This is a genomic window from Alcaligenes sp. SMD-FA, assembly GCF_025960365.1.
In the GTDB taxonomy this organism is placed as follows: domain Bacteria; phylum Pseudomonadota; class Gammaproteobacteria; order Burkholderiales; family Burkholderiaceae_B; genus Alcaligenes; species Alcaligenes aquatilis.
In genome coordinates, this window is record NZ_CP110108.1 from 2,753,325 (window position 1) to 2,779,264 (window position 25,940).

Below are 25,940 nucleotides of genomic sequence, written 5' to 3' on the forward strand. Positions count from 1 at the left end.
TAACAAACAATCAAGACTTCTTGAGCGAACCCAGCACAGCAAACGGGGATGGCCGCTCAAAAGCGGATTCATCCAGGTCGTCTGACTTAGCTTCCATGGACAGCGACTGAGCGTCGGGACAAACCTCATGGCGCGGCACATAAGGCACGCTGAGAATCAGTTCATCCTCGACCAGCCCCAGGACATCCAACTGGCCTTCACACAAGATACGATCAGGACCTTCCGTATCGTCATCGTCCAGCTCCAGTTCTTCCTCGGTTGCCACAATCTGCACTTCGTTAGAAATATCGATGGGCCACGCAAAAGGCTTCACACAGCGCTGGCATTCCAAAATGACACTACCTTTGGCCTGCACATGCACAAACCGACGTCGGGCAGAATCCTCCCGACCCGAAACGCTCCAGTCAATGCGCAAATCGCCTTGATCGGGCAAATCGGATACCAGACGAGACAAATCCTCCACCAGCACCTGGCCCGACATTTCCTGAGGGGCACGGGCGAGATTCAAGGTGTCGATATACTGTGTCGTCATAAGTATGCTTAGGGCATCAAACCGCGGTCTTGCCAGGATTTGGATACCGCTTGTTTGTTTTGCTTGTCGCTTGTTTGCTGCTTGTTTGTTTTACTGCCTTGGTATCGCTTGGGTGCGCTCTACCATTTTTCTTGTACTGCTTCTTTTCCCTGCCCTTCGGTATTGAAGCATGTAAAACCTCGCTGGCAAACTGCCAAGCTAGCCCACAACCATTTCAATAACGAAGAAAACATTAGATAATACCGTGCTAAGCACAAGGCAGTCAAACCAAAGCACAGCTAAAACACACCATGCGTCTCATCCTTGCATCAAGCTCAGTCTATCGCCGCGCTATGTTAGCGCGTTTGGGCCTGCCTTTCACCTGTCAGTCTCCTGACATTGACGAAACCCCACTTCCTGGGGAGGCTCCTGCACAGCTCAGTCTGCGTCTGGCGCGTGAAAAAGCCACCCGTATCAGCCAGCTAAACCCAGGCGCACTGGTGATTGGCTCCGATCAAGTTGCCACGTCGGGCCAGGACGCCATCGGCAAGCCCGGCGACCACGCTGGTGCACAGAAACAACTGCGTCGCCTAAGCGGTCAACACATTGATTTCCATAGCGCCTTATGCGTGACTGACGGCCAGGAACTGCTGTGCAGCGATATTGTTACCAATTGTCGTTTTCGTGCATTAAGCGATGAGGAAATTGAGCACTATTTGCTACAAGAAAGGCCTTATGACACCGCTGGCAGCGCCAAAGCCGAAAGTCTGGGGATTGCCCTGATGGAATCCATGCGCTCGGACGATCCGACCGCGATCATCGGCCTGCCCCTGATCGAGCTGTGCTCCATGCTGCGTCACTTTGGATTAAACCCCTTGCGCCCCAACCTTCTTACCCCTTCCGTTTAGGACTGATTCGCCATGCCCCAAGCCGCCCCCTTGCATCTGATCCCCGTAGGCTTAAGCGAGAGCCCGATCAGCGGCTGGCTACCCGCCGACGTCAAAGCCTTGACGCGCGAACTGACCGTCTTTATTGCCGAGAACGCCAAAACCGCCCGTGCTTTTCTGAAACTGGTCGAGCCAGTGGTGCCTTTGCAGGAAATCACCATTCATACCTTGGACAAGCGCGGCAACAAACCCGGTGAAATGCGCGAGTGGTTGAAAGTCGCCCTGCAAGGCCAGGCGATTGGCCTGGTGTCAGAAGCTGGCTGCCCTGCGGTGGCCGACCCCGGCGCGCTAGTGGTGGCCATGGCCCACGAAATGAAAATCCCTGTGCGTCCACACGTTGGCCCCTCCTCCATTTTGTTGAGCCTGATGGCCAGCGGCCTGGACGGACAACAGTTTGTATTTCACGGCTATGCGCCTGTCGATGGCGCCGCACGCGCCAAGCAGCTTAGACAATGGGAAAGCCAGTCCCAGACCTTGGAACAAACTCAGATCCTGATCGAAACGCCTTACCGCAACCAGGCCATGTACAGCACCCTGCTGCAGGCACTGAAGCCCACAACACGCTTGTGTCTGGCACGTGATCTGACGGGTTCGCGTGAATTGATCCAGACCGCCACGGTGGAACAGTGGCGCGAACGCCCAGCGCCCGCCCTGGACAAAACCCCCTGCATTTTCTTGTTTCTGGCGGGTCGTTAAGATGAAACCCCTGTCTTGCCTTACCCCCGCCTTGAAACGCAGCCTTCGGATTGGCGCGCTCAGCCTGACGGCCTTATTGGCGGCTTGTGGCGGTAGTGGCCCCTTCAAACTTGATGACAGCTATAGCGCTCAGGGCCAAAACAGCCGAGTGCGATATCTGGTCATGCACTACACCGCCGGCGACCACGCCACGTCTCTAAAAGTGCTGACACAACGCGATGTCAGCGCCCATTACCTGGTCAGCGACGAGCGTCGTCCTACTGTCTACCGCCTGGTTCCGGAAGAGCGCCGCGCCTGGCACGCTGGCATAGGCTCCTGGTACGGCTTCACGGACCTGAACACCGGCTCTATCGGCATCGAAATCGTGAACATGGGACGCCTGGCAGATGGCCGCTGGGCCCCGTATACATCCGGGCAAATTGAGGCAATCAAAGTATTGTTAAAAGATCTGGCTCAGCGCCATGGCGTGTCTGCTCGCAATATTATTGGTCACAGCGATGTGGCCCCACAGCGCAAGCTGGATCCCGGCCCCCATTTCCCCTGGAAGGAACTGGCCCAAGCGGGCATAGGCCGTTGGTACAAGGAATCACAGGCTCACGCGCTGCAAGCACAGTACGCTACGCGCCCCCTGCCCTCTGCTGCTCAAACTCAGGCTCTGCTGCGAAAAGCAGGCTATGAGACTCCGGACAGTGGTGTTTTCGACAAGGCCACACAAAACGTGATTGCCGCTTTTCAGATGCACTACCGTCCGGCCCGCTATGACGGTATTCTGGACGCCGAAACAGCCGCCATTTTGCAAAGTTTGGATTAAGAAAAAAAACAGGTAATGGGCTAGTGCTCATTACCTGTTCTTTTTAATGCCCTGTCTTATTCAGGGTGGGCCAGCGGCGCAAAATCAACAAGCCCGCCAGCACCAAACCATAAACATAGACCTCCACCACATCATTTTTACCGATACGAATCAGATAAAAATGCAGAATGGATAGGACCGCCGCCAGATACACCGTCTGATGCAAACGACTCCAGCCACGCCCCAAACGCTTTTGCCAGCCATTCGTGGAGGTCAGGGTCAAGGCCAATAAAATCAGCACAGCCACCACACCAATAGCGATCAAGGGCCGCTGTACCACGTCCTGCCACATGGACAGCCAATCCCCCGAACGATCCCACCAGGCCCAGGCCAGCGTATGCAAAGCAGCATAAAAGAAACTGAACAAACCCAACATACGACGCCAACGCACCAAAGCGGGTTGCGCCAGCAAACGCCGTACGGGGCTCAAGGCCAGGGTCAGCAATAACAGCACCAAGGCCCAGACCCCGCTGGAGCGCGTCAAAAACTCGGCGGGATTCGCACTCAGACCATTATTAAAACCCAGCCATACCCAGCGCCCCAAGGGAAACAAGCCCAGCAAAAACACCAGGGGCTTGAGCCTGTCTAACTGGGCGGCCTTCCAGGTAGCCATTAGTAAAACCGCCTCAAATCCATATCGGCATACATGCCAGCCACGTCTTGTGCATAGCCATTGAAAGGCAAGGTCGGCTTTTTAGTGGCAAAAAATCCCGAACCAATGACTCGCTCAGTCGCCTGACTCCAGCGCGGATGCGGCACCTCGGGGTTTACATTGGCGTAAAAACCATATTCATGAGGAGCCACCTTCATCCAGCTGGACTCGGGCATGGTGTCCGTCAGGGTAATTCGCACCAGGGACTTGGCCGACTTGAAGCCATACTTCCAGGGCACGATCAACCGCACAGGCGCTCCGTTCTGAACAGGCAGACTTTTTCCGTAAAGACCGGTAGCCAGCAAGGTCAACGGGTGCATGGCCTCATCCAGCCGCAATGCTTCCACGTAAGGCCAGTCCAAGATACGTGAGCGCAAGCCCGGCATAGTTTCCGGGTCTGCTGCCGTTTCAAAGCGAACAAAGCGGGCTGAGCCTTGGGGCGACGCCTGTTTCAACAGGGCCGACAAGGAATACCCTACCCAAGGCACTACCATGGACCAGGCTTCCACACACCGCAGGCGGTAGATACGCTCTTCCAAGGGGGCGAGCTTCAAGATCTGATCCATATCCAGGGTCAGCGGCTTGTTCACCAAACCGTCGATCTGCAAGGTCCAGGGTTCCGTCTTGAATTTCCCCGAGTGACGCGCAGGGTCTTCCTTGCCCGTTCCAAATTCATAGAAATTATTGTAGGTGGTGACATCGGACTCACGGGTGGGCGTCTCGTCCAGCTTCCAACGCTGGGAAGGCGTGAACGTCAAGGCCTGCCCCACAGGGACGGCCTGAGCCTGACCCGGCAAGCTGGCCGCCAAGGCCAAGGCCCCCGGAGCCTGCAACAGCAGACGGCGGCGAGCCCGCCAGACCGACTCATCAGTAATTTCAGAGGGACGTATGGGCTGCGAGCGTGATTTGAACATCTCCATCTCCTTGAACCTGCCGGCAAGGCGGCTATCAAACCCGCTTGCCTTGTCTTAAATCCGTGCCAATACCCAATCGCGCATTTGCGCCACATTATCAACCATGACCGTAGGCTCTGCCTTGGCCAGAGTTTGAGGATCGTGTGCGCCATATGTGACAGCCACACTATCCATGCCCGCATTGGCCGCCATGTGAATATCATGCACGGTATCACCCACCATCAAGACCTGTTCGGGCTCCAGCATCAATTCAGCCAGCAATTGATGCAGCATTTCCGGATCCGGCTTGCTACGGGTTTCGTCCGCACAACGGGTCGCATCAAAAAAAGTGCTGAGTTTGACCTGCTGCAACACCCTGTCCAGACCTTGACGACTTTTACCTGTTGCCACTCCTAAGGCAATCTGACGGCCACGAAGTTCACCCATGAAAGGTAAAATTCCGTCAAAAAGCTTGATATGAGGGTCACGCTGCATGAAATGATAGCGGTAACGCTCCAGAAACAGCGGCATCTGCTCGGCAGTCAAATCCGGTACAGCGCGGTACAAGGCGCTTTCCAGCGACAAACCAATAACCCAACTGGCTTGCTGAATCGAAGGCACAGGCAATTGCAGGTCCGCACTGGCCAACTGAATAGAACTGGCAATTGAGTACGTCGAATCCATAACTGTGCCGTCCCAATCAAACAGAACGGCGGCGTAACGCGTCATAACAACTTCTCCAAACGCTCAAGAGCGGCCTGACAGGCCGCTGGCAAAGCCGCCTCCAGAACCAGGGGCTGTCCGGTGACAGGATGATTGAACTCCAAGCGTCCCGAATGCAGGAACATGCGCTTGAAACCTTGACGGGCAAATTGATCGCGGATGGCATCGTCGCCATATTTATCATCACCCACAATCGGAAAACCCGAATGGGCCAAATGAACACGAATCTGGTGAGTACGGCCGGTTTTCAGCTCGGCCTGCACCAAGGTAAAGCGGCCAAAGCGGCGCTGCATGGTGATGATGGTATGCGCAGGCTTGCCAGCCGGGTCAACCTTGACGCGTCGCTCGCCACTTTCAGTCAGCCAGCGCAGCAAGGGGAAACGAATATGTTGACGATCGTTCACCCAATCGCCCTGCACCAGCGCCCAGTAAAACTTGCGGGCACGGATTTCACGAAACATATCATGCAAGCCGACCAAAGCCGCGCGACGCTTGGCAATAATCAGCAAACCGGAGGTGTCACGATCCAGACGGTGGGCCAGTTCCAGAAAGGGTGCCTGAGGGCGCGCCGCACGCAACTGCTCGATGACACCAAAAGACACGCCACTGCCACCATGCACAGCCACACCGGCAGGTTTGTCGATCACCATCATGTGCTCGTCCTCGAACACCACTGGGAAAACGGCAGCGGGGACGGGACGGGCCTGCTCGGGTTCAGGCAGGCGCAGAGGCGGAATCCGCACCATATCGCCATCTTGCAAGCGATAGTCGCTGCTGATGCGGCCTTTGTTCACGCGAACCTGACCGCCGCGAATGGCTTTGTAAATGTGGCTTTTTGGCACCCCTTTACATTCGCGTAACAAAAAATTATCTATACGCTGACCCGCCCGCGTTTCATCAATGCGTAATATTCGCACTTGAGGGGCTGATCTTTGTGATTCATGAGGTTTGCACATAACAAAAAGGGGCATATAATCGCTTCAGCCTATAGAAGCTGAGACTGGGTCCAGCGTAGAGATGCAAAGGGTGCGTCTCCGTTGGATAACCAAGGACTGATAATTGTATCCTTGAGTTCCAGCTTCCGGGTCATAAGGTCGCCGGGGTGAGTCCGAAATAACGAAAGTCGTGTGGCAAGAAGGCCCGCTTTCCAAGAGATGCTTTCCTCCCGCGTGCGGCGCTGAATTCCTGCACAGATTGTCCCGTTCTTTTGCACCAGCCGCATGATTTATGCGACTGCCGTTCCCCCAGCAATTTTATATTCGTCAAACACACACTGTGACTCTGACCCTCCTGCTGATTGAACTTCGCGCTTTGGCGCGACTCGTGCCTCCCAGACTATAAGCCGGTAGGCCGATTTTGCCTGCCTGCCCCAAACTGATGCAGCTATAGCGCTACACACCTGTGACCCGCGGTCGTGCGCCGATATTTCGGTGCTCCATGACAACGGAGATCCACACTCATGAAACGCATGTTGTTCAATGCGACGCATCAAGAAGAACTACGCGTCGCCATTGTTGACGGTCAAAAACTCATTGACCTCGACATCGAAACAGCCGGGCGCGAACAGCGCAAAGGCAATATTTACAAAGGGGTCATCACCCGTATCGAACCCGGCCTGGAAGCCTGCTTCGTCAGTTACGGTGAAGAGCGTCACGGCTTTCTGCCCTTCAAAGAAGTGGCTCGCAGCTACTTCAAAGAAGGGGTTGATGTACGCAGCGCCCGCATCCAGGACGCCCTGGTCGAAGGCCAGGAACTGATCATCCAGGTTGAAAAAGAAGAGCGTGGCAACAAGGGCGCTGCCCTGACCACCTTTATTTCCCTGGCAGGTCGCTATCTGGTTCTGATGCCCAACAACCCTCGTGGGGGTGGCGTATCGCGCCGCGTGGAAGGCGAAGACCGCCAGGAACTGCGCGAAGCCATGGACCAGCTGGATATCCCGCAGGGCATGAGCATCATCGCCCGCACCGCAGGTATCGGCCGCAGCGTCGAAGAACTGCAGTGGGACCTGAACTACCTGATGCAGCTGTGGACCGCCATTGACGGCGCGGCCCGCGACAATGCTGCCCCTATCCTGATTTATCTGGAATCCAGTCTGGTTATCCGGGCGATACGCGATTACTTCTCGCCCGATATTGGCGAGATCCTGATCGACACGGATGAAATTCACGAGCAGGCCGCCGCCTTCATGAGCGTGGTCATGCCCGACAACTTGCATCGCGTGAAAATGTACCGCGATGATATCCCCCTGTTCTCGCGCTTTCAGATCGAACACCAGATCGAAACTGCTTACTCACGTACCGTGCAATTGCCGTCGGGTGGTGCTGTCGTTATCGACCATACCGAAGCGCTGGTTGCCATTGACGTGAACTCGGCCCGCTCCACGCGTGGTGCCGATATTGAAGAAACCGCCCTGCGCACCAACCAGGAAGCCGCCGACGAAGTGGCCCGCCAGTTGCGTTTGCGTGACTTGGGTGGCCTGATTGTTATCGATTTCATCGATATGGAAGACAGCAAGAACCAGCGTGCTGTCGAACAACGCCTGCGTGACGCCCTGCACCTGGATCGTGCTCGTGTTCAGATGGGTAAGATCTCGCGCTTTGGCCTGATGGAACTGTCTCGTCAGCGCCTGCGCCCTGCCCTGAACGAAGGCTCTCACATCACGTGCCCACGATGCACCGGTACCGGCGTGATTCGCGATGCTGAATCCAGCGCCCTGCATGTTCTGCGCCTGCTGCAAGAAGAAGCCATGAAAGAAGGCACTGCCGCCCTGCACGCTCAAGTGCCGGTGGACGTGGCTACTTTCTTGCTGAACGAAAAGCGCGCTGACATCACCAAAATCGAATCGCGTCTGAACATCGCCCTGATCCTGATTCCCAACAAGAATCTGGAAACCCCGCACCACATCATCGAGCGCCTGCGCCACGATGACCCACGCCTGGACGAACTGCGCAGCAGCTACGAGCTGGTTCAGCAGCCCGAACAGCAAGACAGCCTGGTGCCGCACCGCAGCCACGAAATCAAGCCTCGTCCAGAAGCCCTGGTCAAAAGCACCACGCCGGCCCAGCCTGCTCCCATGAGCAAGCCAGCTGCTGCTGCCGCAGCCGCCAGCGCCGCTGCCAGCGACAACAAACCCGGCCTGCTCAAACGTTTGCTGAGCTGGTTGTCCGGCACACCCACGGAGCCCGTGACCGAAGCCAGCAAATCCGAAGAGAGCAAATCTCCTTCCGGTCGCCGCCAAGGCCGTCCAGGCCAATCCCACGGTGGCCGTGGTCAAGGTGGACGTGGTCGTCGCCAGTCCAACCGCCCGGAAGCAGCTCAGGAAGAAAAAGCCAGCACGGAAAGCACCAGCGCGAATACCCGTGGTCGCCGCCGCAATGCCTCGGCCAATAACGAAGCCGCCTCGGAAGCCCCGCAAAGCACCAGCACGACTACGACGCCTGCCACCGCCGACGAAGGCAGCAGCAACAGCCGCAACCCACGTAACCGTCGAGGCCGTGGCCGTCAACGCCGCGAAGAAGGCAGCACAGAAAACGTCGAGCTGAACAAAGACCTCAACAGCACGGCCGCCCAGCCCGAACAGGCTGTTGCCAGCATTGCCGCAGCCTCTGCTGTTGCCGCCACCAAGCAAGAAGCACAAAAACGTGCTGAACAGCTGGCTGAGGCCGACAACACTGATACCGGCGACAACTCGGATACTGAAACGGACGAAAACAGCGAGAACGGCGCCCTGGATCCAGAGCGCAAACGTCGCCGTCGTCGTAGCCGTCGTGGTCGTCGCAACACAGACGCCAACGCAGTGGCCGAAAACGAAGAGAACAGCGAAGAAGGCAATACCAGCGCCTACGTTGCTCACGCAACACCCAGCTTTAACCCCGCTGCCCTGGATGCCCAGGAACAAGCCGCTGCCCAAACCGCAGCAGCCGAGCCTGAGCAGCCCCAAGCAGCCGTAGAGGCACCAGCAGCCCAAGAAGCGACGGCTGTCGCCGCTCAGGAAGCTCCAGCCGCTGCCGAAGCTGCACAACCTGCTCAAGAAGTCGTCACGACTCAAGCAGCCGCAGTTGAAACCGCCTCAGCTCAGGAAGAAGTAGCCGCTCCAGCCGTTCAGGCCGAAGTTGCTCCAGAAGCTCCTGCTGCTGAAGAAACTGTTGCTCCTGTGCAAGCAGAAGCTGCTGCCGAACCTGCAAAAGCAGAAATCGTTGAAGCTCAAGCCGAAGCCGTAGAAAAAGCTGCAACTCCAGCAGAAGCCCAAGCCGTGGCAGAAACCCCAGCCGTTGAAGCTGCTCCAGTGGAAACTGTAGCCGTCGAAACCGCTGCTGCTCAGAAAGAGACAACTGTTCCCGCCGCCGAAGTCGCTCCAGAAGCTCCTGCAGCTGAAGAGGCCATTGCTCCTGTACAAGCAGAAGCTGCTGCCGAACCAGCCAAAGCAGAAGTCACCGAAGCTCCAGCTGAAGCCGTAGAAACAGCCGCGACTCCTGCACAAGCTCAGTCCACAACTGAAGCCCCAGCCGTTCAAGCCACTCCAGTGGAAACTGCAGCCGCAGAGACTCGCGTAGAGACTCAAACCGCTGCCGCAGAGACTCCTGCCGCCGAACAAGCACAGAAGCCCGCTGCCGCTCCTCTGGAAGCCGTACTGAACGCCGCAGGCATCGAACTGGTGGAAACCGCTCGCTCGGCAACACAGGACAACTACCAGCCTGCACCAGTGCGCCTGGGTCGCCCACGCAAGCAACGTACTGCAGAAACCGAGAACAGCGAACCGCTGCAACAGGTCGAAACGCAGTAAACAGCAAGACTAAAAACGCCGCCCTCCAGGGCGGCGTTTTTTATGCCTGTCGTATCCACAAAGAGCAATCACCTGAGCCCCTTCTCCTTCTCCTTCTCCTTCTCCTTCTCCTTCTCCTTCCCCTTCCCCTTCCCCTTCCCCTTCTCCCTTCCCGCTAATCCAAGCCACTCCCCCAACAAGCCCCTATCCTCTTTCACCCAAACTCCAGCCTAGCCCCACCCGCCTCGGCATCTAGCTCAGCATTAAACCCGCCCTAGCCTTAGCCCTAAGCGCAAACCCACCACTCTTTCAACTCCAGTTGCATACAAAGCCGAAGATAGGAATAAAGAGAAAAAACAAAGCTGAAGCCAACAGCGCAGAAAACGTACGCGCATACACAACCGAACGAGGCATAGGCCAAAACACAGGCTCAGACACAGGACAGTTGCAGGTGCAGACAGCAGATACAGCCCTCTATTTGAGCCCTCTGCGATATTCCCTTTTTCTTGAGGTAGGGAGTACAGCCCGAATGCGAGTCAGAGCTTTGGCCGCGGACTATTGAACAATCCAGGGTGCAAACCCAGCGCTGTTCGGGCCAGACGCTTGTACTTGGTCCGAGGGGACCGAGTACCTGGCGAGTTCACTGGGCGCCTGGGTTGTTCAATAGCCAAGAGCACCCGTGCGCAGCACGGGCCAAGGCCCCGCCCCCAGGCCGTACTCCCCCCACCCCAAGAAAACCAAGCCAATCTCGCCCTGAAGTCTCAACCAAGAGACCAACGTTCCAATAGCACAACCCCCTATGCAAAAAAAACTACAGCGGAGTAGGCAAAAAAAAACGCCACCTGAACCCAGATGGCGTTTTTCCCTAAGCGTCAAGCCGTGGCAATCAAGAATGACGCGACACAGCCTCAGCCGGTTGACGAGTCAACAAAGCCAGCAGCTCCGCCAGTTCACGCTGCAACTCACGACGGTCCACCACCATATCGATCGCGCCCTTCTCCAGCAAGAACTCGGCACGCTGGAAGCCTTCAGGCAGCTTCTCACGCACAGTCTGCTCAATCACGCGAGGACCGGCAAAGCCAATCAAGGCATTAGGCTCGGCAATCACCACATCGCCCATAAAGGCAAAACTGGCCGATACACCACCCATGGTTGGGTCAGTCAAAATACTGATAAACGGCAAACCCGCCTCGGACAGTTCGGCCAGAATAGCCGTGGTCTTGGCCATCTGCATCAGGGAGAACAAGCTCTCCTGCATACGCGCGCCACCCGAAGCGGCCACACAGATGAAAGGACTACGGTCGGCAATAGCCGCCTTAACACCACGTGTGAAACGCTCACCCACCACCGACCCCATGGAACCGGCCATGTATTCAAACTCGAAGCAAGCCACCACGGCTGGCACAGACAAAATCGTGCCGCTCATGACCACCATCGCCTCAGTTTCGCCCGTTTGTTTGGCTGCCTCGGAAACGCGTTCGGTGTATTTGCGCGAATCGCGGAACTTCAAGGGGTCCATAGGACGGGTGTTAGAACCAATTTCGGTCTGGCCTTCGGGGTCCAGCAAGGATTTGATCCGGCCACGCGCACCAATACGCATGTGATGACTGCACTTGGGGCAAACATTCAAAGTTGCCTGGAGATCTTCCTTGTAGAGCACAGACTCACACGACGGACATTTCACCCACAGCCCCTCGGGAACGCGACGGCTGCTTTCGGGGTTACGGTTAATTCGCGGCGGGAGTATTTTCTCGATCCAGCTCATTGTTAGATCCTGTTTTCGCTTGGCCGGCACCCGGCCCACCAAACTCTTTATTCTGAAAAAAAGCGCCTGTTCCTCAAGAACAGGCAGATGATTCTATACGCGGAATAGGTATTTAGGCTAATTATCCAGCGCCTGACGTATCTGTGCGAGCCATTGACTGGCCGCGGCAACCGCCGCTGCGTCCTTATCCTTTTGCTCTTTGCCCGCGTTTTCTTGCACGGCCTGCTCCATAGTCTGAATCAGCTTGGAACCAATAACAACTGCGTCCGCACAACGGGAGATGGCTTTGGCACTTTGCGCATCACGAATCCCGAAACCTACTCCGACCGGAATTTTGACGTGCTGACGAATGCGCTGCAAGTGGTGTTCCACATCAGCCACATCAATCTGGGCCGAACCGGTCACCCCTTTCAGGGAAACATAGTACACATAGCCTTGAGCCAACTCGGCCACCTTGGCAATGCGTTCGTCCGTGGAAGTGGGCGATAGCAGGAAAATGGTGTCCACGCCCTGCTCGGTCAGCAAACGGGTGAAATCCTCGGACTCTTCAGGCGGGTAATCCACCGTCAGCACGCCGTCCACACCCGCCTTGCCCGCCATCACGGCAAACTCGGCCTGACCGATACGTTCGATAGGATTGGCGTAACCCATCAGCACAACCGGCGTTTCCTCGTCGATCAGGCGAAACTGCTGCACAATCTCCAGCACTTTACGCAAGCCGACACCACGGCTGATGGCACGTTCAGCGGCTTGCTGAATCACCGGGCCATCGGCAGTGGGATCAGAAAAAGGCACACCCAATTCAATGACATCTGCCCCGGCCTGACGCAAGGCATGCATCAAGGCCACGGTAGCGGGCACCGAAGGGTCTCCGGCCGTAATATACGGCACCAGGGCGCAACGCCCGTTCAAACCTTCAAACGTCTTTTGCAGACGCACATTACTCGACATATCAGTTCCCGATTGCTTACAGAGTCAAGCCGCCGTACTCGGCGACCGTATGCATGTCCTTATCGCCACGACCGGACAAACTGACCAGAATGATTTTATCCTTGGACAAAGTCGGAGCAATGCGAGCCGCATGAGCCAGCGCGTGCGAGGACTCCAGCGCAGGCATGATGCCTTCGATGCGGCAGCAATCGTGAAACGCTTTCAGAGCGTCTTCATCGGTGCAGGTGGCGTAGTGGGCGCGGCCACAATCTTTCAGCCAGGCGTGCTCGGGGCCCACACCCGGGTAATCCAGACCAGCCGACACCGAGTGCGTAGGCATGACGTTGCCGTCATCATCCTGCAGTACATAGGTACGGTTACCGTGCAGCACACCCACCAGTCCCTTGTTCAGGGAAGCCGAGTGCTCCAGCGTATCCAGGCCGCGTCCAGCCGCTTCCACACCGATCAGCTCCACGTCCTTGTGCTCGATATAGGGGTAGAAAATGCCCATGGCATTGGAACCGCCACCGACTGACGCCAAGACGTAATCAGGCTGACGACCGGCATCCTCAGGCATTTGCTGCACGCACTCTTCACCGATCACGCATTGGAAGTCGCGCACCATCATCGGGTAAGGATGAGGACCAGCCACCGTGCCAATGATGTAGAAGGTATTACTGATGTTGGTGACCCAGTCACGCATGGCCTCGTTCAGCGCATCTTTCAGGGTGCGCGAACCGGATTCCACGGGCACAACCGTCGCACCGAGCAGCTTCATGCGGTATACATTGGAAGCCTGACGACGCACGTCCTCGCTACCCATGTAGACCACACATTCCAGACCGTAACGGGCAGCGACCGTAGCCGTTGCCACGCCGTGCTGGCCTGCACCGGTTTCAGCAATAATGCGTGGCTTGCCCATGCGGCGAGCCAGCAGGATCTGACCAATACAGTTATTGATCTTGTGTGCGCCAGTGTGATTGAGGTCTTCGCGCTTGAACCAGATCTGAGCTCCACCTAGTTGCTCCGACCATCGACGGGCATGGTACACGGGGCTGGGACGACCGACAAAATGCTTGAGTTCGTAATGAAACTCGCGCAGAAACTCAGGATCGTTCCGATACTGTTCGTAGGCTGCTTTCAACTCGTCCAGGGCGTGGACCAGCGTTTCAGCGACAAACGAACCACCAAACTGACCAAAATGTCCATCCGGGTCGGGCAAGGTATAGGTTTTCAAAGCTCGCTCTCTTGATTGACAAGAACAATCGCGGGCACAACACCCGCGAGGTTTAGGTTTACCAATTTTAGCAGTTCAGGACGAGTAGCGGCGGGCGCTAACACCCGATAACTCGTTCAAGGCCGCTAAAGCCTTTTGAATTTGCTCGCCATCACGCACTTCAATGGTAAATATCATGCGTGTCAACGAACGACGGCTCAAGGTATTAATACCCGTTACGTTCAAGCGCAGGCGGGCAAATACTTCAGACAGATCACGCAAGAGGCTGGGATGCTCCTGAGCCTCAATCGCCAGATCCACCGGATACTGAGTATCCCCCGTATCGCCCCAATCAACGCTAATAGCCCTTTCAGGTTGTCGATCAGCCAGTTCCTGATAAGACTTGCAGTCAGCACGGTGTATGGACACTCCCCGACCACGGGTCACAAAACCGGCAATCAGGTCAGGCGGTGCGGGACGGCAACAGCGGGCCAGCTGTGTCATGAGGGAGTCCACGCCCACCACCAGCACACCGCTTTTCCCGGTTTTGGAAACACTTTCCCGGGCCGCATCAAACACGCGCTGTACGGGTTCTTCTTCCTGCACATCCTCACGGAACAAGGCGTCCACTTGGCGCAGACTGAATTCATCCTTGGCCACCGCCACATACAGGTCATCCGCCTTGGCAAAACCCAGTTGCTGGGCCATCTGTTCCAGATTGACGGCGGTACGGCCCAGCCTTTGCAGCTCTTTTTCGACCATGCTCTGGCCTTGGGAGATACGCTGCTGCAATTCAATCGCGTTGAACCAGGCCCGCACCTTGGAGCGCGAACGCGGGCTGGCCAGAAAGCCCAGTTGTACGTTCAGCCAGTCACGCGAGGGGCCACCGGATTTGGCCGCCACAATCTCTACTGTCTGGCCCGTCGACAAGCGCGTGGACAAAGGCACCATCTGCCCATCAACCCGCGCACCGCGACAACGGTGGCCCAGATCGGTATGCAGATAGTAGGCAAAGTCCACCGGCGTCGCCCCCACAGGCAGCTCGATAACGCGAGCCTGCGGCGTCAGCACATAAATATGCTCGTCTTCCTGAGCCTTCAAAGGCCGGGCGACTGCCGGTTTCTTACTGGCGACGGGTTCTACTGTCTTTTCGGAAGCCGACTCTTTGCTGCTGTCTGCTTGCGGACCAGGCGCGGTAGCGTTTGACGTGGACGCCTCCCTGTCCCAGGCCAGCAATTGACGCATCCAGGCGATCTTTCTATCGTCCTCACCATCGGCCACCTGCTGCCCGCCTTGGGCTCCCGCTTCCTTGTAGCGCCAGTGGGCAGCCATCCCGTATTCCGCGAACTGATGCATGTCGCGCGTGCGGATCTGAATTTCAAAGCAACGCCCCTGCGCATCCGCAATGACGGTATGCAAGGAGCGATAACCATTGGGCTTGGGGCGGGAGATGTAATCGTCAAACTCCTCGGGCACAGGCGTCCACAAGGAATGCACCACAGCCAACGTGTGGTAGCAGCTGCGTTCATCCTCAACGATGACGCGCAAGGCGCGCAAATCAAACAGTTGTTCAAAGTCCAGATGCTTGTTACGCATCTTGTTCCAGATGCTGAAGATATGCTTGGGTCGGCCCGAGACCTCGGCCACGATATGCTCGCGTTTCAAGGCCGCCAAAAGTTGATCACGAACCTGACTGATCAGGGTTTCGCGCTCCACGCGCTTGTCTTCAAGCTGACTGGCAATATGTTTGTAAACCTCGGGGTTCAGAAAACGAAAGGCCAGATCCTCCATTTCCCACTTGATCTGCCAAATCCCCAGGCGGTTAGCCAGCGGCGTATACAGCTCCAGCGTTTCGCGCGCGAACCCTACCGGGCAGACATTTCTGGACTGTCGGTACCAGCGCAAGGACTGCAAGCGCGAGGCCAGGCGCATCAAGACAATGCGCAAATCGGCGGCCATCGCCAGCAGCATCTTGCGCTTCATTTCTTTTTGATCACCCCCGCCCGTCTGCTCCTTGGCCTGGCCTGTCAGCGATCCCAGGCGGTACAAGGCGCGCGAGCCACGCACCAGGGTCATGACCTCGGCACCAAAGGCTTTTTGAACCGGATCCTGTTTGATCTCCGGCCCAGGGGCGGGGGTGACGGCCAACAAGGCACTGGCACGGGTTTGGGCATCCACACCCAAACCAGCCAAAATAAGCGCTACCTGAGCGCAATGGCTGTCCAACGGTTCGCCGGTACTTCCGGCCAGATCCAGCAAAATAGGCCCCGCCCAGTCGGCAGCCGCCTGCAATAGCGTACGCCCTGCTTCATCCAGTCCGTGGCTGGCTTGCGCGAACCATAGAGGGTTGAAGGCCGACTCGGCCATAGGGGGAGAAGCGGTGTGATTCATGTGAATTACGTCGATGTGGCCACTCAGCGCTGAGGTGGCTCTCTATACTGTAGACGCTAGTCTATCACCGCGAGTAAGAGCTTATGAGTCTGAACACATGCCGCCAGCTTCTATTGATTTGGCACTCCCGTACCGGCGCGGCCCGGCAATTGGCTGAACAGGCTGAAGAAGGCGCGCTGGAGGTGCTCCAGGAGTTGGGAGGGCTAGAACAGATCCGTATCAAACGTTTGCATTGCGATCAGGTGCAAGCGCAGGATTTGCGCGACTCCCACGCTTATCTGTTCTGCGCCCCCGAAAACCTGGCCAGTCTGAGCGGGGCCATGAAAGAGTGTCTGGACCGGAATTACTACGAGGTGCTGGATCAGCTAAATGGCCGTCCCTACTCTGCCTTAATCAGTGCGGGTAGCGATGGACAAGGAGCCCAGCGACAACTGGAGCGGATTTGTACCGGCTGGCGGCTGGAGCTGGCCGCCCCGATCCGGATCTTCAATTTTCACGCCCAGACGCCTGAGGCCATTCTGGCGCCCAAGACCTTGAATGAGGAGCACATTGCCCAGGCACGTGAAGCCGGAGGGCACCTGGCGGCCCTGCTTTGTCTATGAAAAAAACCCTTTGCGTGTGCAAAGGGTTTTGAAACAACATTAACGCCTCAGGTCGCCAAAGGCTTACGCTGGCGGCAACTGAAAAACCTGCCGCAAATACGCCAGATACGCCGGATCATCACACATAGTCTTTTCCGGAGCATCGGACACTTTCGCCACCGGCTGACCATTGCAGCGCACCATCTTCATGACAATCTGCAAAGGCTCATGGCCAAGGTCATTGGTCAGGTTGGTGCCAATCCCAAAAGACACCTTGCAGCGACCTGCAAAACGCAGCGCCAGCTCAATGGCTTTGGGAATGGTCAAACCATCAGAAAACACCAAGGTCTTGGTACGCGGATCGGTACGGTTAGCCTGATAGTGCGCCAGCAAGCGCTCACCCCAGATGAAAGGATCGCCCGAGTCGTGACGGGCACCGTCAAACAGCTTGCAAAAATACATGTCAAAGTCGCGCAGGAAAGCATCCATGCCGTACACATCCGACAAGGCAATGCCCAGGTCACCGCGATATTCTTTGGCCCACACCTCCAGGGCGAAAATCTGCGAATCACGCAAGCGAGGGCCCAGAGCCTGACAAGCCTGCAAGTACTCGTGTCCCATGGTGCCCAGCGGCGTTACCCCATACTTCATGGCCAGCCAGACGTTGCTGGTGCCGGCAAAGTGCGGTTTCATCTGCTCGATCATGGTGGTGACCACTTCTTCGTGCCACTGCTTGGAAAAGCGGCGGCGCGTGCCGTAATCAGCCACACGAAAGTCACTTAAGGCCGGATCATCGACCACCAGACGCATCTTGGACTGCAGACGCTCGCGCCCTTCCGCCCATTGTGGTTGTGGACATTCGTTGCGAAAGTAGACCTCGTTCACGATGGCCAGCACAGGGATCTCGAACAGAATCGTATGCAGCCAGGGGCCTTGGACCGAAATTTCGATCTCGCCGGGAACAGCCCCAGCCTGCACCTGAATACAACGCTCGGGCAGATGGAACAGACCCAGAAAATCGACAAAATCGCTTTTGATAAAGCGCAGGCTGCGTAAATAATCCAGCTCGGCGTCTGAAAAACGCAACTGGCACAGGGCATGAATTTCCGCCCGGATCTCGTCCAGGTACTGGCTTAAATTAATATTGGGAGTGCGGCATTTATAGCGATACTCCACGTGCGCAGCCGGGAAATGATGCAAGACAACCTGCATCATGGAAAACTTGTACAGGTCCGTATCAAGTAAAGAGGTAATGATCATCACAAACCTACCGATTTTGATTGCGCAACCATAGCACGGGCGTCAGTTCTTGCGTACCGCTATCTAGCAGATGAGCTATTGCGCCATCTCAATAAGCAAGAAGCTGAATATTCGTTAAAATCGAAAGATTCGATTCAAATCCCATTTTTATCGTTCAGGCCCTGTGCGTTGTCGCGCACCCCATCCACGGCCTTTTGCCGTGATCAACCGCCTTAGCGATACCGCAGGAGTGTTACTGAAATGACCCACGTCGTCACCGAAAACTGTATCAAGTGCAAATTCACCGATTGTGTGGACGTGTGCCCCGTCGACTGTTTTCGTGAAGGCCCGAACTTTCTGGTGATTGACCCGGACGAGTGCATTGACTGCGCCGTCTGTATTCCCGAATGCCCGGCCAATGCCATTTTTGCCGAAGAGGACGTGCCCCAAGATCAGGTGCACTTCATCGAACTGAACGCTGAATTGACGCCTGTTTTTGGCAGCATCAACCGCTCCAAAAAACCGCTGGAAGATGCGGACGACTGGAACGGTGTGGAGAACAAACTACAGTATCTGGAACGCTAAGCACGTCGCTCGCTCTATATAGACCCGACTCGGTGGCTGCGTTTGTATCCAGCCACTCTTGCGCCCAATCTCGCCTTTTGATAAAAAAACCTGCCGCACCGCAGCAAGGGAAAATACCAAGGCCAGAGGAACGATAAACGTCGTATTGTTTCCCACAAGGAAATAAGCATATACATTCCTCTGTATCAAATTAGGCAACACCAAGGCGCACACTATGCTTTACGATCTGCACGAACTTCAGCGGTCCTTTCTGGCTCCGCTCGCCGCCTTTACCGGCACCGGCTCTCAATGGTTTTCCAACCCCTACAGTCCACTGGCCTATACGCCCCTGTCGCGCCAACTGGCGGCGGCCTCTGAACTGGTACACCGTATCGGCAAGGATTACGAAAAACCAGCCTGGGGGCTGGACGAAACCCAGATCGACGGCCAAACCGTCGCCGTGCAGGAGGTCGAGCACCTGAGCAAACCGTTCTGTAGGCTGATCCACTTCAAGCGCGATCATCCCAAAGCGGATCAGGACCCCACGATCCTGCTGGTCGCGCCTCTGTCCGGCCACCACGCCACCTTGCTGCGCGAAACCGTACGCGCGCTGCTGCCCGATCACTCGGTTTATGTCACTGACTGGATTGATGCCCGCATGGTGCCTCGTTCAGCCGGCCCCTTCCATCTGGACGATTACGTCCTGTATGTGCAGGAATTCATCCAGGCACTGGGCCCGAAAGTGCACGTCATGTCGGTTTGTCAGCCCACGGTGCCGGTCTTGGCTGCCGTCTCCTTAATGGCAAGCCGTCGCTCGGCCGTGATGCCACGCAGCATGATCATGATGGGTGGGCCTATCGACACGCGTCAGTCACCCACCGAGGTGAATCGTCTGGCCACCACCAAGTCCTATTCCTGGTTCGAAAACAATCTGATTCACCGGGTGCCCACCAAATACCCTGGTGCTCACCGCCGTGTGTACCCCGGCTTTTTGCAGCATGCCGGTTTTGTCGCCATGAATCCGGATCGTCACGTCAGCTCACACTACGACTTTTATCAGCACCTGATCAAAGGTGACGATGACGATGCACAAGCCCACCGCCGTTTCTACGACGAATACAATGCCGTGCTGGACATGCCCGCCGAGTTCTACCTGGACACGATCCGCATTGTGTTCCAGGAGCACCGTCTGCCCAAAGGCCAATGGCACGTACATGGCGAACAAGTCCGTCCCCAGGATATCGATGGCGTGGCCTTGTTTACTATTGAAGGCGAATTGGACGATATTTCCGGCCAGGGCCAGACTCATTCGGCTCAGGGGCTATGTTCGAAAATCGCGCCTGAACTCAAGCAACAATTCACCGCGCCCAACTGTGGTCATTACGGGATTTTCTCCGGAAGCCGCTGGCGCACGCTGATCTGTCCTAAAATCAGGGACTTCATCCGTCAGCACAACTGATATTTGGCTAAGGCCGTTTCTGACGGGGCCAGAGGGCCCCGTTTTTGCATTCATGTCCAACACCTTAATACGGCGCATTGACGCCCTGCTCCCTCAAACCCAGTGCACCCGCTGTGGTTACGATGCCTGTTTGCCCTATGCCCAAGCCATTGCGCTTGAAGGCGAGGCGATCAACCGCTGCCCGCCCGGCGGCCAGGAAGGCGTGCAGGCCCTGGCCGAGCTGCTGGGTCGTGAAGCCCTGCCTCTGGACCCTTCCTGTGGGGAATTCACCGGCCCCAGCCGCGCAGTCATTATTGAAGAGCACTGCATTGGTTGCACGCTCTGTATTCAGGCCTGTCCGGTGGACGCCATTATCGGTGCCAACAAATTGATGCACACCGTACTGGCTGACCGCTGTACCGGCTGTGAGCTATGTGTGCCGCCCTGTCCAGTAGACTGCATCAGCATGATCCCTACGGATGAATGGAGCAGCGAACAGGCCATACAGGCTCGCCTGGACACGGAACGACGCCGCGACCGCCTGCTGGCCCGACACCAGGAAAGCTCGGATCTGGCTGCCCGTACGCTGGCTAATAAACCCGTCCTGGCCAACTCGGCCGATCAGGCCGATAAACGAGAGGCCTCCATTGCCTCTGCTCTGGCCCGCGCCCGTGCGCGACGCGCCGGCAAGACTGCAAGCGAAACTACGCCATGAACGCTGCCAAGCGCCACGAGATTTTCAGCCGTTTTCAGGCCGCCAACCCCAAGCCCACCACCGAACTGGAATACGCCGACACCTTTCAACTGCTGATTGCGGTGATTCTGTCGGCCCAGGCTACTGATCGCTCCGTGAACCTGGCTACTGCCCGCTTTTTTCCCGAACACGGCACACCGCAAGGGATTCTGGCTATGGGTGAAGAAGGGCTGCGTGAAGCCATCAAGACCATTGGCCTGTACAAGACCAAAGCCGCCAACGTCATCAAGACCTGTCGGATTTTGCTGGAGCAGCATCAAGGCCAGGTTCCCTGTGACCGCGCAGCACTGGAGGCTCTTCCTGGCGTAGGACGCAAAACCGCCAACGTGGTCTTGAATACCGCTTTTGGCCTGCCCACCATTGCCGTGGATACCCATATTTTTCGCGTTGCCAACCGCACCGGCATTGCGCCAGGAAAAAACGTGGTCGAAGTAGAAAAGAAGCTGGAAAAAGTGATTCCCAAGCCTTTTTTACTGGACGCCCACCACTGGCTGATTTTGCATGGCCGCTACATTTGCGTGGCCCGCAAACCCAAGTGTCCCCAGTGTGGTATCTCGGACTTGTGTGACTTCAAGCCGAAAACCGTTAACACTTAAGTAACACATGCCTGGTTTAACAACATTTGTTTACCAAACAGTGCATTAAACCGATCTCTCCTATGACAAACCCGCATGGTTTTGCTTCGTTGGCGCTTCCATACTGAAACACATGAAGAACCCTGCCTAAAGTTCGCTGGTGATGGAATCACCACAATCAGCGGCGAAGGACACGTAACGGAATCCTGAGCCGACCAGCCAACGTACAGGCCCATATTGACGCCTTACGACAAGGAGCATTCTCATGACACGGGCTGCCCTGGATATTGAGAATCTGTACGCCTGCCAACGAGAGTTTCCGCTCTTGCGCGGATTGAGTTTGCAGGTTGCTGCGGGGGAGATCTGCACCGTACTGAGCCGAAGTCGGGCCGGCCGCAGCGCCATGTTACGCGCCATCGCGGGATTAACCGATAGCCGTCGAGGCTCCATCCGTATTCAAGGCACCGAAACCATACACCTGAGCCAACACCAGTTGGCAGATCTGGGAGTGGGCTACAGCCCTTACGAACAGAGCATCTTCACCGGTCTGAGCTGTGAGGAAAACCTCTTGCTACCGCCCGCTATAGGGACTGCCCTGGGTGGTGGAATGTCACTGGTGCAGATCTATGAGCTGCTACCCAGCCTGGAGCAACGTCGCCACCATATGGCCACCCATCTGTCTACCGGCGAACAAAAAATACTGGTCATTGCGCGCTTGCTGCGCACAGGTGTGAATCTACTGCTGCTGGACAAGGTGTCCGAGGGACTGGCTCCGGTACAGGCCCAGGCACTTGGCAAGCTGATCTGCACCTTACGCCACGAAGGCTACACCATTGTGCTGGCCGAGCAATGCCCACAGTTCTCGGCGGAATTCAGCGATCAGTTTCATGTCTTGGAACAAGGGCAAATTATCGAGCGATTCAGCCGCAGCGAATTAAGCCATAAGTACGACGCCCTGCACGCACTCCTGGGGGTGTGAGCCCATCATCCGAGCTCTCTCACGCCCGCCTTTCTCTTTTCCAGCTCGTTACCAGGTGATGCAAAAAACACACATAGGGGTGAATTTGGCCCCGTATGAATTCTACTTACTTGATCTACAACAAGGTCAGGCGGTCAACTACCCCTGAAGCTTGCTTTGGATCAAATCTGCAAACCCAGCCCTCATTCACTCTGTAGGCTTTACACCCCCCTACGGAGTCATTATGAAAGCCCGCCACTTGTTTCCCGGTCTGCACCTGTCCTTGCTCGCGGTAGGACTGGCCGCTGTTTTGTACGCGCCTCAAGGCCAAACACACGAAGCGGGTGATTTCTTGCTCAAAGGTGGCGTGACCTGGGTATCCCCAAAATCCAATAACGGCTCTGTGGCTGACGGCACCGTCAAGCTGGACGTAGGCAATAATGCCCGCCCCAGCTTCTCGCTGACCTATATGGCCACCCGCAATATTGGTATTGAACTGCTGGGCGCTTTCCCCTTCCAGCACAATATTGACAGCAATCTGGGCCGTATCGGCAAAACCAAGCACTTGCCCCCAACCCTGAGCCTGCAATACCACTTCCTGCCTGACAGCGACTTCCAGCCCTATGTGGGCGTGGGCGTGAACTACACCATGTTCTTTGACACCGAATCGCGCGGTGCGCTGGCGGGCTCCGACCTGAAACTGAAAAACAGCTGGGGTTTTGCAGCCCAGGTCGGTGTGGATTACAAGCTGGACAAGAACTGGTTCCTGAACGCCGATGTACGCTACATCAGCATCCGTCCAGACGTGAAACTGAACGGTCAGTCCATTGGTAAGGCCAAGCTGGACCCCGTGGTTGCCACCATCGGGGTCGGCTACCGCTTCTAAGCGCTGGCTTCTTCCTGCTCGCGTTTGCCCTGCCCCAAGCCCAGATAGCTTTCTATCACTCGGGGATTATGAGCCAGGTCAGACGCGGGCCCTTGCAGCACCACATCGCCCGTCTCCAGTACATAACCGTAGTCAGCCACTTGCAAAGCGGCACGCGCATTTTGCTCGACCAGCAAGATGGCCACGCCGGTACTGCGCAGTCGGGCGATGATCATAAAGATCTCCCGCACCACACGCGGCGCCAGGCCCAGGCTGGGTTCATCCAGCATCAGCACTTTGGGTTGCGCCATCAAGGCACGGCCTACGGCCAGCATCTGCCGCTCCCCGCCTGACAAAGTCCCTGCCAGCTGAGTACGGCGCTCTTTCAAGCGTGGAAACAAGGTGTAAACCTTGTCCATGGTGTCGCGCCAGCCGGGATGACGGGCGCGATACAGGCGAAAGCCGCCCAGCAGAAGATTGTCTTCCACCGTCATGCTGCCAAACAGCTCGCGGCGTTCCGGCACCAGGGAAATGCCAGCCGCCACGCGACGCTCCACTTCCCAATGACTGATCTCCTGCCCTTCGTACTGCACTGAGCCTGTGCTGCGGCCCACGCTGGGCAAAGAACCCATCATAGAGTTCAGCAAGGTGGACTTACCTGCACCATTGGCGCCGATCACCGTCACAATGCTGCCTGCCCGAACGTCCAGACTAGCTCCCGTCACGGCTGTGACTTTGCCGTACTGAGCCGCCAGATTGTCTACTTTCAGGATAATGTCTTTCGATTGTGCCGAACTCATAGCGCTGCTCCTGCCGAGGCGGGCTCATTGACCTGATCCAGATCCAGGTCGTCATCAATACCACCCAGGTAGGCTTCCAGCACCGCTGGATTTTCCTGAATCTCCTTGGGCAAACCTTCGGCCAGCTTGGTGCCAAAATCCATGACAACCAGCTTGTCCGTCAAATTCATGACAAAGTCCATGTCATGCTCAACCAGCAAAATGCTCATGCCTTCGCTACGCAGCTGATCCAGCACTTTGGCCAGTTCCTGCTTTTCCTTGTAGCGCAAGCCAGCAGCCGGCTCGTCCAGCAGCAAGAGCAGCGGATCGGAAGCCAGGGCACGGGCAATTTCCAAAATACGCTGTTGGCCCAGGGCCAGATTGCCCGCCTCTTCGTACAGGTAATCACCCAGGCCCACGCGCTGCAGCTGAACAGCCGCTTCGTGCAAAAGCTCGGCTTCGCTACGGCGCTCAGTATGCAGAACGGCGGACACCACACCGACATTGCGACGCAAGTGAGCGCCCAATGCCACGTTTTCCAGAACCGTCATGGTAGGCAGCAGTTGCACGTGCTGGAAGGTACGGCCTACGCCCAGACGAGAAATCTCGCGTGCAGGCTTGCCATCAATCCGCTGCCCCAGGAAGCTGACCTGGCCGCTGGTGGCCGACAGCACGCCGGTAATCAGGTTAAAGGTTGTGCTCTTGCCCGCGCCGTTAGGACCGATCAGGCCCATGATCTGACCCGCATTCAAGGTGAAGCTGATGTCATTCACGGCGACCAGACCACCGAACTCCTTGCGGATCTTGTTCACTTCCAGAACCAGCGAGCCGGCCTGGGGACGCTCACGCTGAGGCAGAGCCTCGGCTTGCGGAGGAGCCGCCTGATTGCGCTTCTGCGCACCGAAAACCTGTTCCCAAGCCTTGTGCAAAATGGGCCACAGACCGTCGCGAGCGTATTGCAGAATCAGCACCATCAAGATACCGAAAACGATCAGCTCGAAGTTGATGTCGGTATTGAGCAGCTTGGGCAGCCAGTTCTGCAATTGATCTTTCAGGCTCAGCACGAGAGCCGAACCCAAAACAGCACCCCAAACACTGCCTGCCCCGCCCAGCACAGCCATGAACAAGTATTCAATACCGTAGTTCAAGCCGAAAGGACTGGGTGATACCGCGCGCTGGTAGTGCGCATAGAGCCAACCGGATACGCAAGCCAGCAAGGCAGCGTAAACGAACACAATGACCTTGTAATTGGCCATGTTCACGCCAAAGGATTCGGCCATGCCGCTGCCATGCTTCAGAGCACGAATGGCACGTCCGGGACGGGAGTTCAGCAGGTTGCGCGTACCCCACATCGCCAGCAAGGCGAACGCCCAGATCAGGTAGTAAATATCCCGGCCCGAGGACAGGGAAATACCGAAGAACTCCAAAGGAGCAATACCGGAAATACCGTCGTACTGCCCCAGGAACTCCAGGTTGCCGAACAGGTAGTACAAGGCCAGCCCCCAAGCCAAGGTACACAGGGGCAGGAAGTGGCCGGACAAGCGCAGTGTGATCGCCCCCAGAATGTAGGCCACCATCATGGTGATAGCCATGCCAATCAGCAGATTGAACCAGGGCGACCAACCCAGACGAGCCGTCAGATAGGCCGTGGTGTAGGCACCCAGACCCACAAACGCGGCCTGACCAAACGAAGTCAAACCACCCACGCCGGTCAACAGCACCAGGCCCAGAACAACCAGGCTGGTCAAGCCAATATAGTTAAGCTGGGTAATCCAGAATTCGGGCGTTGCGCCCAACTGCGGCAAAACCAACAGAACCGCAATAAACAGTAGCGTCAGCAAGTGTCTCATG

General features: G+C 56.7%; 24 protein-coding genes. 11 read left to right on the forward strand and 13 right to left on the reverse strand.

Annotation, left to right across the window (positions count from 1 at the left end):
- Window positions 1-10 precede the first annotated feature (10 nt).
- Window positions 11-532 carry a YceD family protein gene (locus tag OKX01_RS12725; protein WP_094197312.1) on the reverse strand — a complete coding sequence of 174 codons (522 nt, stop codon included), beginning with the start codon at window positions 530-532 and terminating at the stop codon, window positions 11-13.
- A 290-nt stretch (window positions 533-822) separates the two neighbouring features.
- On the opposite strand from OKX01_RS12725, the gene OKX01_RS12730 reads away from it, so the two are divergent.
- The 3 genes from OKX01_RS12730 to OKX01_RS12740 are packed head-to-tail and all read left to right on the forward strand — an operon-like array spanning window position 823 to window position 2,965.
- The gene (locus OKX01_RS12730; RefSeq protein WP_264671818.1) at window positions 823-1,419 is read left to right on the forward strand and encodes a Maf family nucleotide pyrophosphatase; all 597 of its coding nucleotides are present in this window, start codon (window positions 823-825) and stop codon (window positions 1,417-1,419) included.
- Between the two features lie 12 nt (window positions 1,420-1,431).
- Window positions 1,432-2,154: an SAM-dependent methyltransferase gene (locus OKX01_RS12735; protein WP_264671819.1), complete on the forward strand. Its 723-nt coding sequence runs from the start codon at window positions 1,432-1,434 to the stop codon at window positions 2,152-2,154.
- 1 nt (window position 2,155) lies between these two features.
- The gene (locus OKX01_RS12740; protein WP_094197315.1) at window positions 2,156-2,965 is read left to right on the forward strand and encodes an N-acetylmuramoyl-L-alanine amidase; all 810 of its coding nucleotides are present in this window, start codon (window positions 2,156-2,158) and stop codon (window positions 2,963-2,965) included.
- 43 nt (window positions 2,966-3,008) lie between these two features.
- Here OKX01_RS12740 and OKX01_RS12745 read toward each other — a convergent pair whose 3' ends face one another.
- Genes OKX01_RS12745 through OKX01_RS12760 form a run of 4 tightly spaced genes read right to left on the reverse strand, consistent with a single transcriptional unit; the run spans window position 3,009 to window position 6,243 of the window.
- Complete coding sequence (locus OKX01_RS12745) at window positions 3,009-3,617, reverse strand: sulfite oxidase heme-binding subunit YedZ (protein WP_125276543.1); 609 nt, start codon at window positions 3,615-3,617, stop codon at window positions 3,009-3,011.
- Window positions 3,617-4,570, reverse strand: a complete 954-nt coding sequence (gene msrP / locus OKX01_RS12750; protein ID WP_108727755.1) for a protein-methionine-sulfoxide reductase catalytic subunit MsrP — start codon at window positions 4,568-4,570, stop codon at window positions 3,617-3,619. The genes OKX01_RS12745 and msrP overlap by 1 nt, the downstream gene beginning before the upstream one ends.
- 54 nt (window positions 4,571-4,624) lie before the next feature.
- A complete protein-coding gene (locus OKX01_RS12755) occupies window positions 4,625-5,278 on the reverse strand; it encodes an HAD family hydrolase (protein WP_094197318.1) in 654 nt (217 codons plus the stop codon).
- The gene (locus OKX01_RS12760; RefSeq protein ID WP_208393542.1) at window positions 5,275-6,243 is read right to left on the reverse strand and encodes an RluA family pseudouridine synthase; all 969 of its coding nucleotides are present in this window, start codon (window positions 6,241-6,243) and stop codon (window positions 5,275-5,277) included. Before OKX01_RS12760 ends, OKX01_RS12755 begins: the two co-directional genes overlap by 4 nt.
- Before the next feature lie 488 nt (window positions 6,244-6,731).
- Here OKX01_RS12760 and OKX01_RS12765 point away from each other — a divergent pair, with 488 nt between their 5' ends.
- Entirely contained in the window at window positions 6,732-10,055 is a 3,324-nt protein-coding gene (locus tag OKX01_RS12765; RefSeq protein ID WP_264671820.1) for an Rne/Rng family ribonuclease, read from the forward strand.
- A 68-nt stretch (window positions 10,056-10,123) separates the two neighbouring features.
- Here the strand turns inward: OKX01_RS12765 and OKX01_RS12770 are convergent, their stop codons facing one another.
- From OKX01_RS12770 to OKX01_RS12790, 5 genes are all read right to left on the reverse strand, one after another.
- Window positions 10,124-10,252 (reverse strand): hypothetical protein, encoded by a 129-nt coding sequence (locus OKX01_RS12770; RefSeq protein WP_264671821.1) that lies wholly within the window; start codon window positions 10,250-10,252, stop codon window positions 10,124-10,126.
- A 668-nt stretch (window positions 10,253-10,920) separates the two neighbouring features.
- Window positions 10,921-11,799, reverse strand: coding sequence for an acetyl-CoA carboxylase, carboxyltransferase subunit beta (accD, locus tag OKX01_RS12775; protein ID WP_094197320.1), 879 nt, complete (start codon window positions 11,797-11,799; stop codon window positions 10,921-10,923).
- A 117-nt stretch (window positions 11,800-11,916) separates the two neighbouring features.
- Window positions 11,917-12,750 carry a tryptophan synthase subunit alpha gene (trpA, locus tag OKX01_RS12780; protein WP_094197321.1) on the reverse strand — a complete coding sequence of 278 codons (834 nt, stop codon included), beginning with the start codon at window positions 12,748-12,750 and terminating at the stop codon, window positions 11,917-11,919.
- A 16-nt stretch (window positions 12,751-12,766) separates the two neighbouring features.
- Window positions 12,767-13,966 carry a tryptophan synthase subunit beta gene (gene trpB, locus OKX01_RS12785; RefSeq protein ID WP_094197322.1) on the reverse strand — a complete coding sequence of 400 codons (1,200 nt, stop codon included), beginning with the start codon at window positions 13,964-13,966 and terminating at the stop codon, window positions 12,767-12,769.
- 75 nt (window positions 13,967-14,041) lie between these two features.
- Window positions 14,042-16,336 carry a RelA/SpoT family protein gene (locus OKX01_RS12790; RefSeq protein ID WP_108727757.1) on the reverse strand — a complete coding sequence of 765 codons (2,295 nt, stop codon included), beginning with the start codon at window positions 16,334-16,336 and terminating at the stop codon, window positions 14,042-14,044.
- Between the two features lie 83 nt (window positions 16,337-16,419).
- Here OKX01_RS12790 and OKX01_RS12795 point away from each other — a divergent pair, with 83 nt between their 5' ends.
- Window positions 16,420-16,938, forward strand: a complete 519-nt coding sequence (locus OKX01_RS12795; RefSeq protein WP_264671822.1) for a flavodoxin family protein — start codon at window positions 16,420-16,422, stop codon at window positions 16,936-16,938.
- A gap of 63 nt (window positions 16,939-17,001) precedes the next feature.
- Here OKX01_RS12795 and pncB read toward each other — a convergent pair whose 3' ends face one another.
- Entirely contained in the window at window positions 17,002-18,177 is a 1,176-nt protein-coding gene (gene pncB / locus OKX01_RS12800; RefSeq protein WP_094197325.1) for a nicotinate phosphoribosyltransferase, read from the reverse strand.
- 240 nt (window positions 18,178-18,417) lie between these two features.
- Between pncB and fdxA the strand changes: the two genes are divergently transcribed.
- The 6 genes from fdxA (at window position 18,418) to OKX01_RS12830 (ending at window position 23,331) form a co-directional block, all read left to right on the forward strand.
- On the forward strand, window positions 18,418-18,741 hold the full coding sequence (gene fdxA / locus OKX01_RS12805; RefSeq protein WP_026483116.1) for a ferredoxin FdxA: 324 nt from the start codon (window positions 18,418-18,420) through the stop codon (window positions 18,739-18,741).
- 214 nt (window positions 18,742-18,955) lie between these two features.
- Window positions 18,956-20,179, forward strand: a complete 1,224-nt coding sequence (locus tag OKX01_RS12810) for a polyhydroxyalkanoate depolymerase (protein WP_094197326.1) — start codon at window positions 18,956-18,958, stop codon at window positions 20,177-20,179.
- A 52-nt stretch (window positions 20,180-20,231) separates the two neighbouring features.
- A complete protein-coding gene (locus tag OKX01_RS12815) occupies window positions 20,232-20,873 on the forward strand; it encodes an RnfABCDGE type electron transport complex subunit B (RefSeq protein ID WP_094197327.1) in 642 nt (213 codons plus the stop codon).
- On the forward strand, window positions 20,870-21,508 hold the full coding sequence (gene nth / locus OKX01_RS12820) for an endonuclease III (RefSeq protein ID WP_108727760.1): 639 nt from the start codon (window positions 20,870-20,872) through the stop codon (window positions 21,506-21,508). The genes OKX01_RS12815 and nth overlap by 4 nt, the downstream gene beginning before the upstream one ends.
- A gap of 244 nt (window positions 21,509-21,752) precedes the next feature.
- Entirely contained in the window at window positions 21,753-22,466 is a 714-nt protein-coding gene (locus OKX01_RS12825; RefSeq protein WP_264671823.1) for an ATP-binding cassette domain-containing protein, read from the forward strand.
- A 223-nt stretch (window positions 22,467-22,689) separates the two neighbouring features.
- Window positions 22,690-23,331 (forward strand): OmpW/AlkL family protein, encoded by a 642-nt coding sequence (locus OKX01_RS12830; RefSeq protein WP_094197330.1) that lies wholly within the window; start codon window positions 22,690-22,692, stop codon window positions 23,329-23,331.
- Here OKX01_RS12830 and OKX01_RS12835 read toward each other — a convergent pair.
- Together OKX01_RS12835 and OKX01_RS12840 are read right to left on the reverse strand one after the other, a co-directional pair.
- Complete coding sequence (locus OKX01_RS12835; protein WP_094197331.1) at window positions 23,328-24,110, reverse strand: ABC transporter ATP-binding protein; 783 nt, start codon at window positions 24,108-24,110, stop codon at window positions 23,328-23,330. The genes OKX01_RS12830 and OKX01_RS12835 overlap by 4 nt on opposite strands.
- Window positions 24,107-25,939, reverse strand: coding sequence for an ABC transporter permease subunit (locus OKX01_RS12840; RefSeq protein ID WP_094197332.1), 1,833 nt, complete (start codon window positions 25,937-25,939; stop codon window positions 24,107-24,109). The genes OKX01_RS12835 and OKX01_RS12840 overlap by 4 nt, the downstream gene beginning before the upstream one ends.
- Between the last annotated feature and the right edge of the window lies 1 nt (window position 25,940).

Bases quoted from the DNA above. Each gene is read 5' to 3' on its own strand.
- OKX01_RS12725 (WP_094197312.1), bottom strand. From the start codon at position 532: ATGACGACACAGTATATCGACACCTTGAATCTCGCCCGTGCCCCTCAG.
- OKX01_RS12730 (WP_264671818.1), top strand. From the start codon at position 823: ATGCGTCTCATCCTTGCATCAAGCTCAGTCTATCGCCGCGCTATGTTA.
- OKX01_RS12735 (WP_264671819.1), top strand. From the start codon at position 1,432: ATGCCCCAAGCCGCCCCCTTGCATCTGATCCCCGTAGGCTTAAGCGAG.
- OKX01_RS12740 (WP_094197315.1), top strand. From the start codon at position 2,156: ATGAAACCCCTGTCTTGCCTTACCCCCGCCTTGAAACGCAGCCTTCGG.
- OKX01_RS12745 (WP_125276543.1), bottom strand. From the start codon at position 3,617: ATGGCTACCTGGAAGGCCGCCCAGTTAGACAGGCTCAAGCCCCTGGTG.
- msrP (WP_108727755.1), bottom strand. From the start codon at position 4,570: ATGTTCAAATCACGCTCGCAGCCCATACGTCCCTCTGAAATTACTGAT.
- OKX01_RS12755 (WP_094197318.1), bottom strand. From the start codon at position 5,278: ATGACGCGTTACGCCGCCGTTCTGTTTGATTGGGACGGCACAGTTATG.
- OKX01_RS12760 (WP_208393542.1), bottom strand. From the start codon at position 6,243: ATGCCCCTTTTTGTTATGTGCAAACCTCATGAATCACAAAGATCAGCC.
- OKX01_RS12765 (WP_264671820.1), top strand. From the start codon at position 6,732: ATGAAACGCATGTTGTTCAATGCGACGCATCAAGAAGAACTACGCGTC.
- accD (WP_094197320.1), bottom strand. From the start codon at position 11,799: ATGAGCTGGATCGAGAAAATACTCCCGCCGCGAATTAACCGTAACCCC.
- trpA (WP_094197321.1), bottom strand. From the start codon at position 12,750: ATGTCGAGTAATGTGCGTCTGCAAAAGACGTTTGAAGGTTTGAACGGG.
- OKX01_RS12790 (WP_108727757.1), bottom strand. From the start codon at position 16,336: ATGAATCACACCGCTTCTCCCCCTATGGCCGAGTCGGCCTTCAACCCT.
- OKX01_RS12795 (WP_264671822.1), top strand. From the start codon at position 16,420: ATGAGTCTGAACACATGCCGCCAGCTTCTATTGATTTGGCACTCCCGT.
- pncB (WP_094197325.1), bottom strand. From the start codon at position 18,177: ATGATCATTACCTCTTTACTTGATACGGACCTGTACAAGTTTTCCATG.
- fdxA (WP_026483116.1), top strand. From the start codon at position 18,418: ATGACCCACGTCGTCACCGAAAACTGTATCAAGTGCAAATTCACCGAT.
- OKX01_RS12810 (WP_094197326.1), top strand. From the start codon at position 18,956: ATGCTTTACGATCTGCACGAACTTCAGCGGTCCTTTCTGGCTCCGCTC.
- OKX01_RS12815 (WP_094197327.1), top strand. From the start codon at position 20,232: ATGTCCAACACCTTAATACGGCGCATTGACGCCCTGCTCCCTCAAACC.
- nth (WP_108727760.1), top strand. From the start codon at position 20,870: ATGAACGCTGCCAAGCGCCACGAGATTTTCAGCCGTTTTCAGGCCGCC.
- OKX01_RS12825 (WP_264671823.1), top strand. From the start codon at position 21,753: ATGACACGGGCTGCCCTGGATATTGAGAATCTGTACGCCTGCCAACGA.
- OKX01_RS12830 (WP_094197330.1), top strand. From the start codon at position 22,690: ATGAAAGCCCGCCACTTGTTTCCCGGTCTGCACCTGTCCTTGCTCGCG.
- OKX01_RS12835 (WP_094197331.1), bottom strand. From the start codon at position 24,110: ATGAGTTCGGCACAATCGAAAGACATTATCCTGAAAGTAGACAATCTG.
- OKX01_RS12840 (WP_094197332.1), bottom strand. From the start codon at position 25,939: ATGAGACACTTGCTGACGCTACTGTTTATTGCGGTTCTGTTGGTTTTG.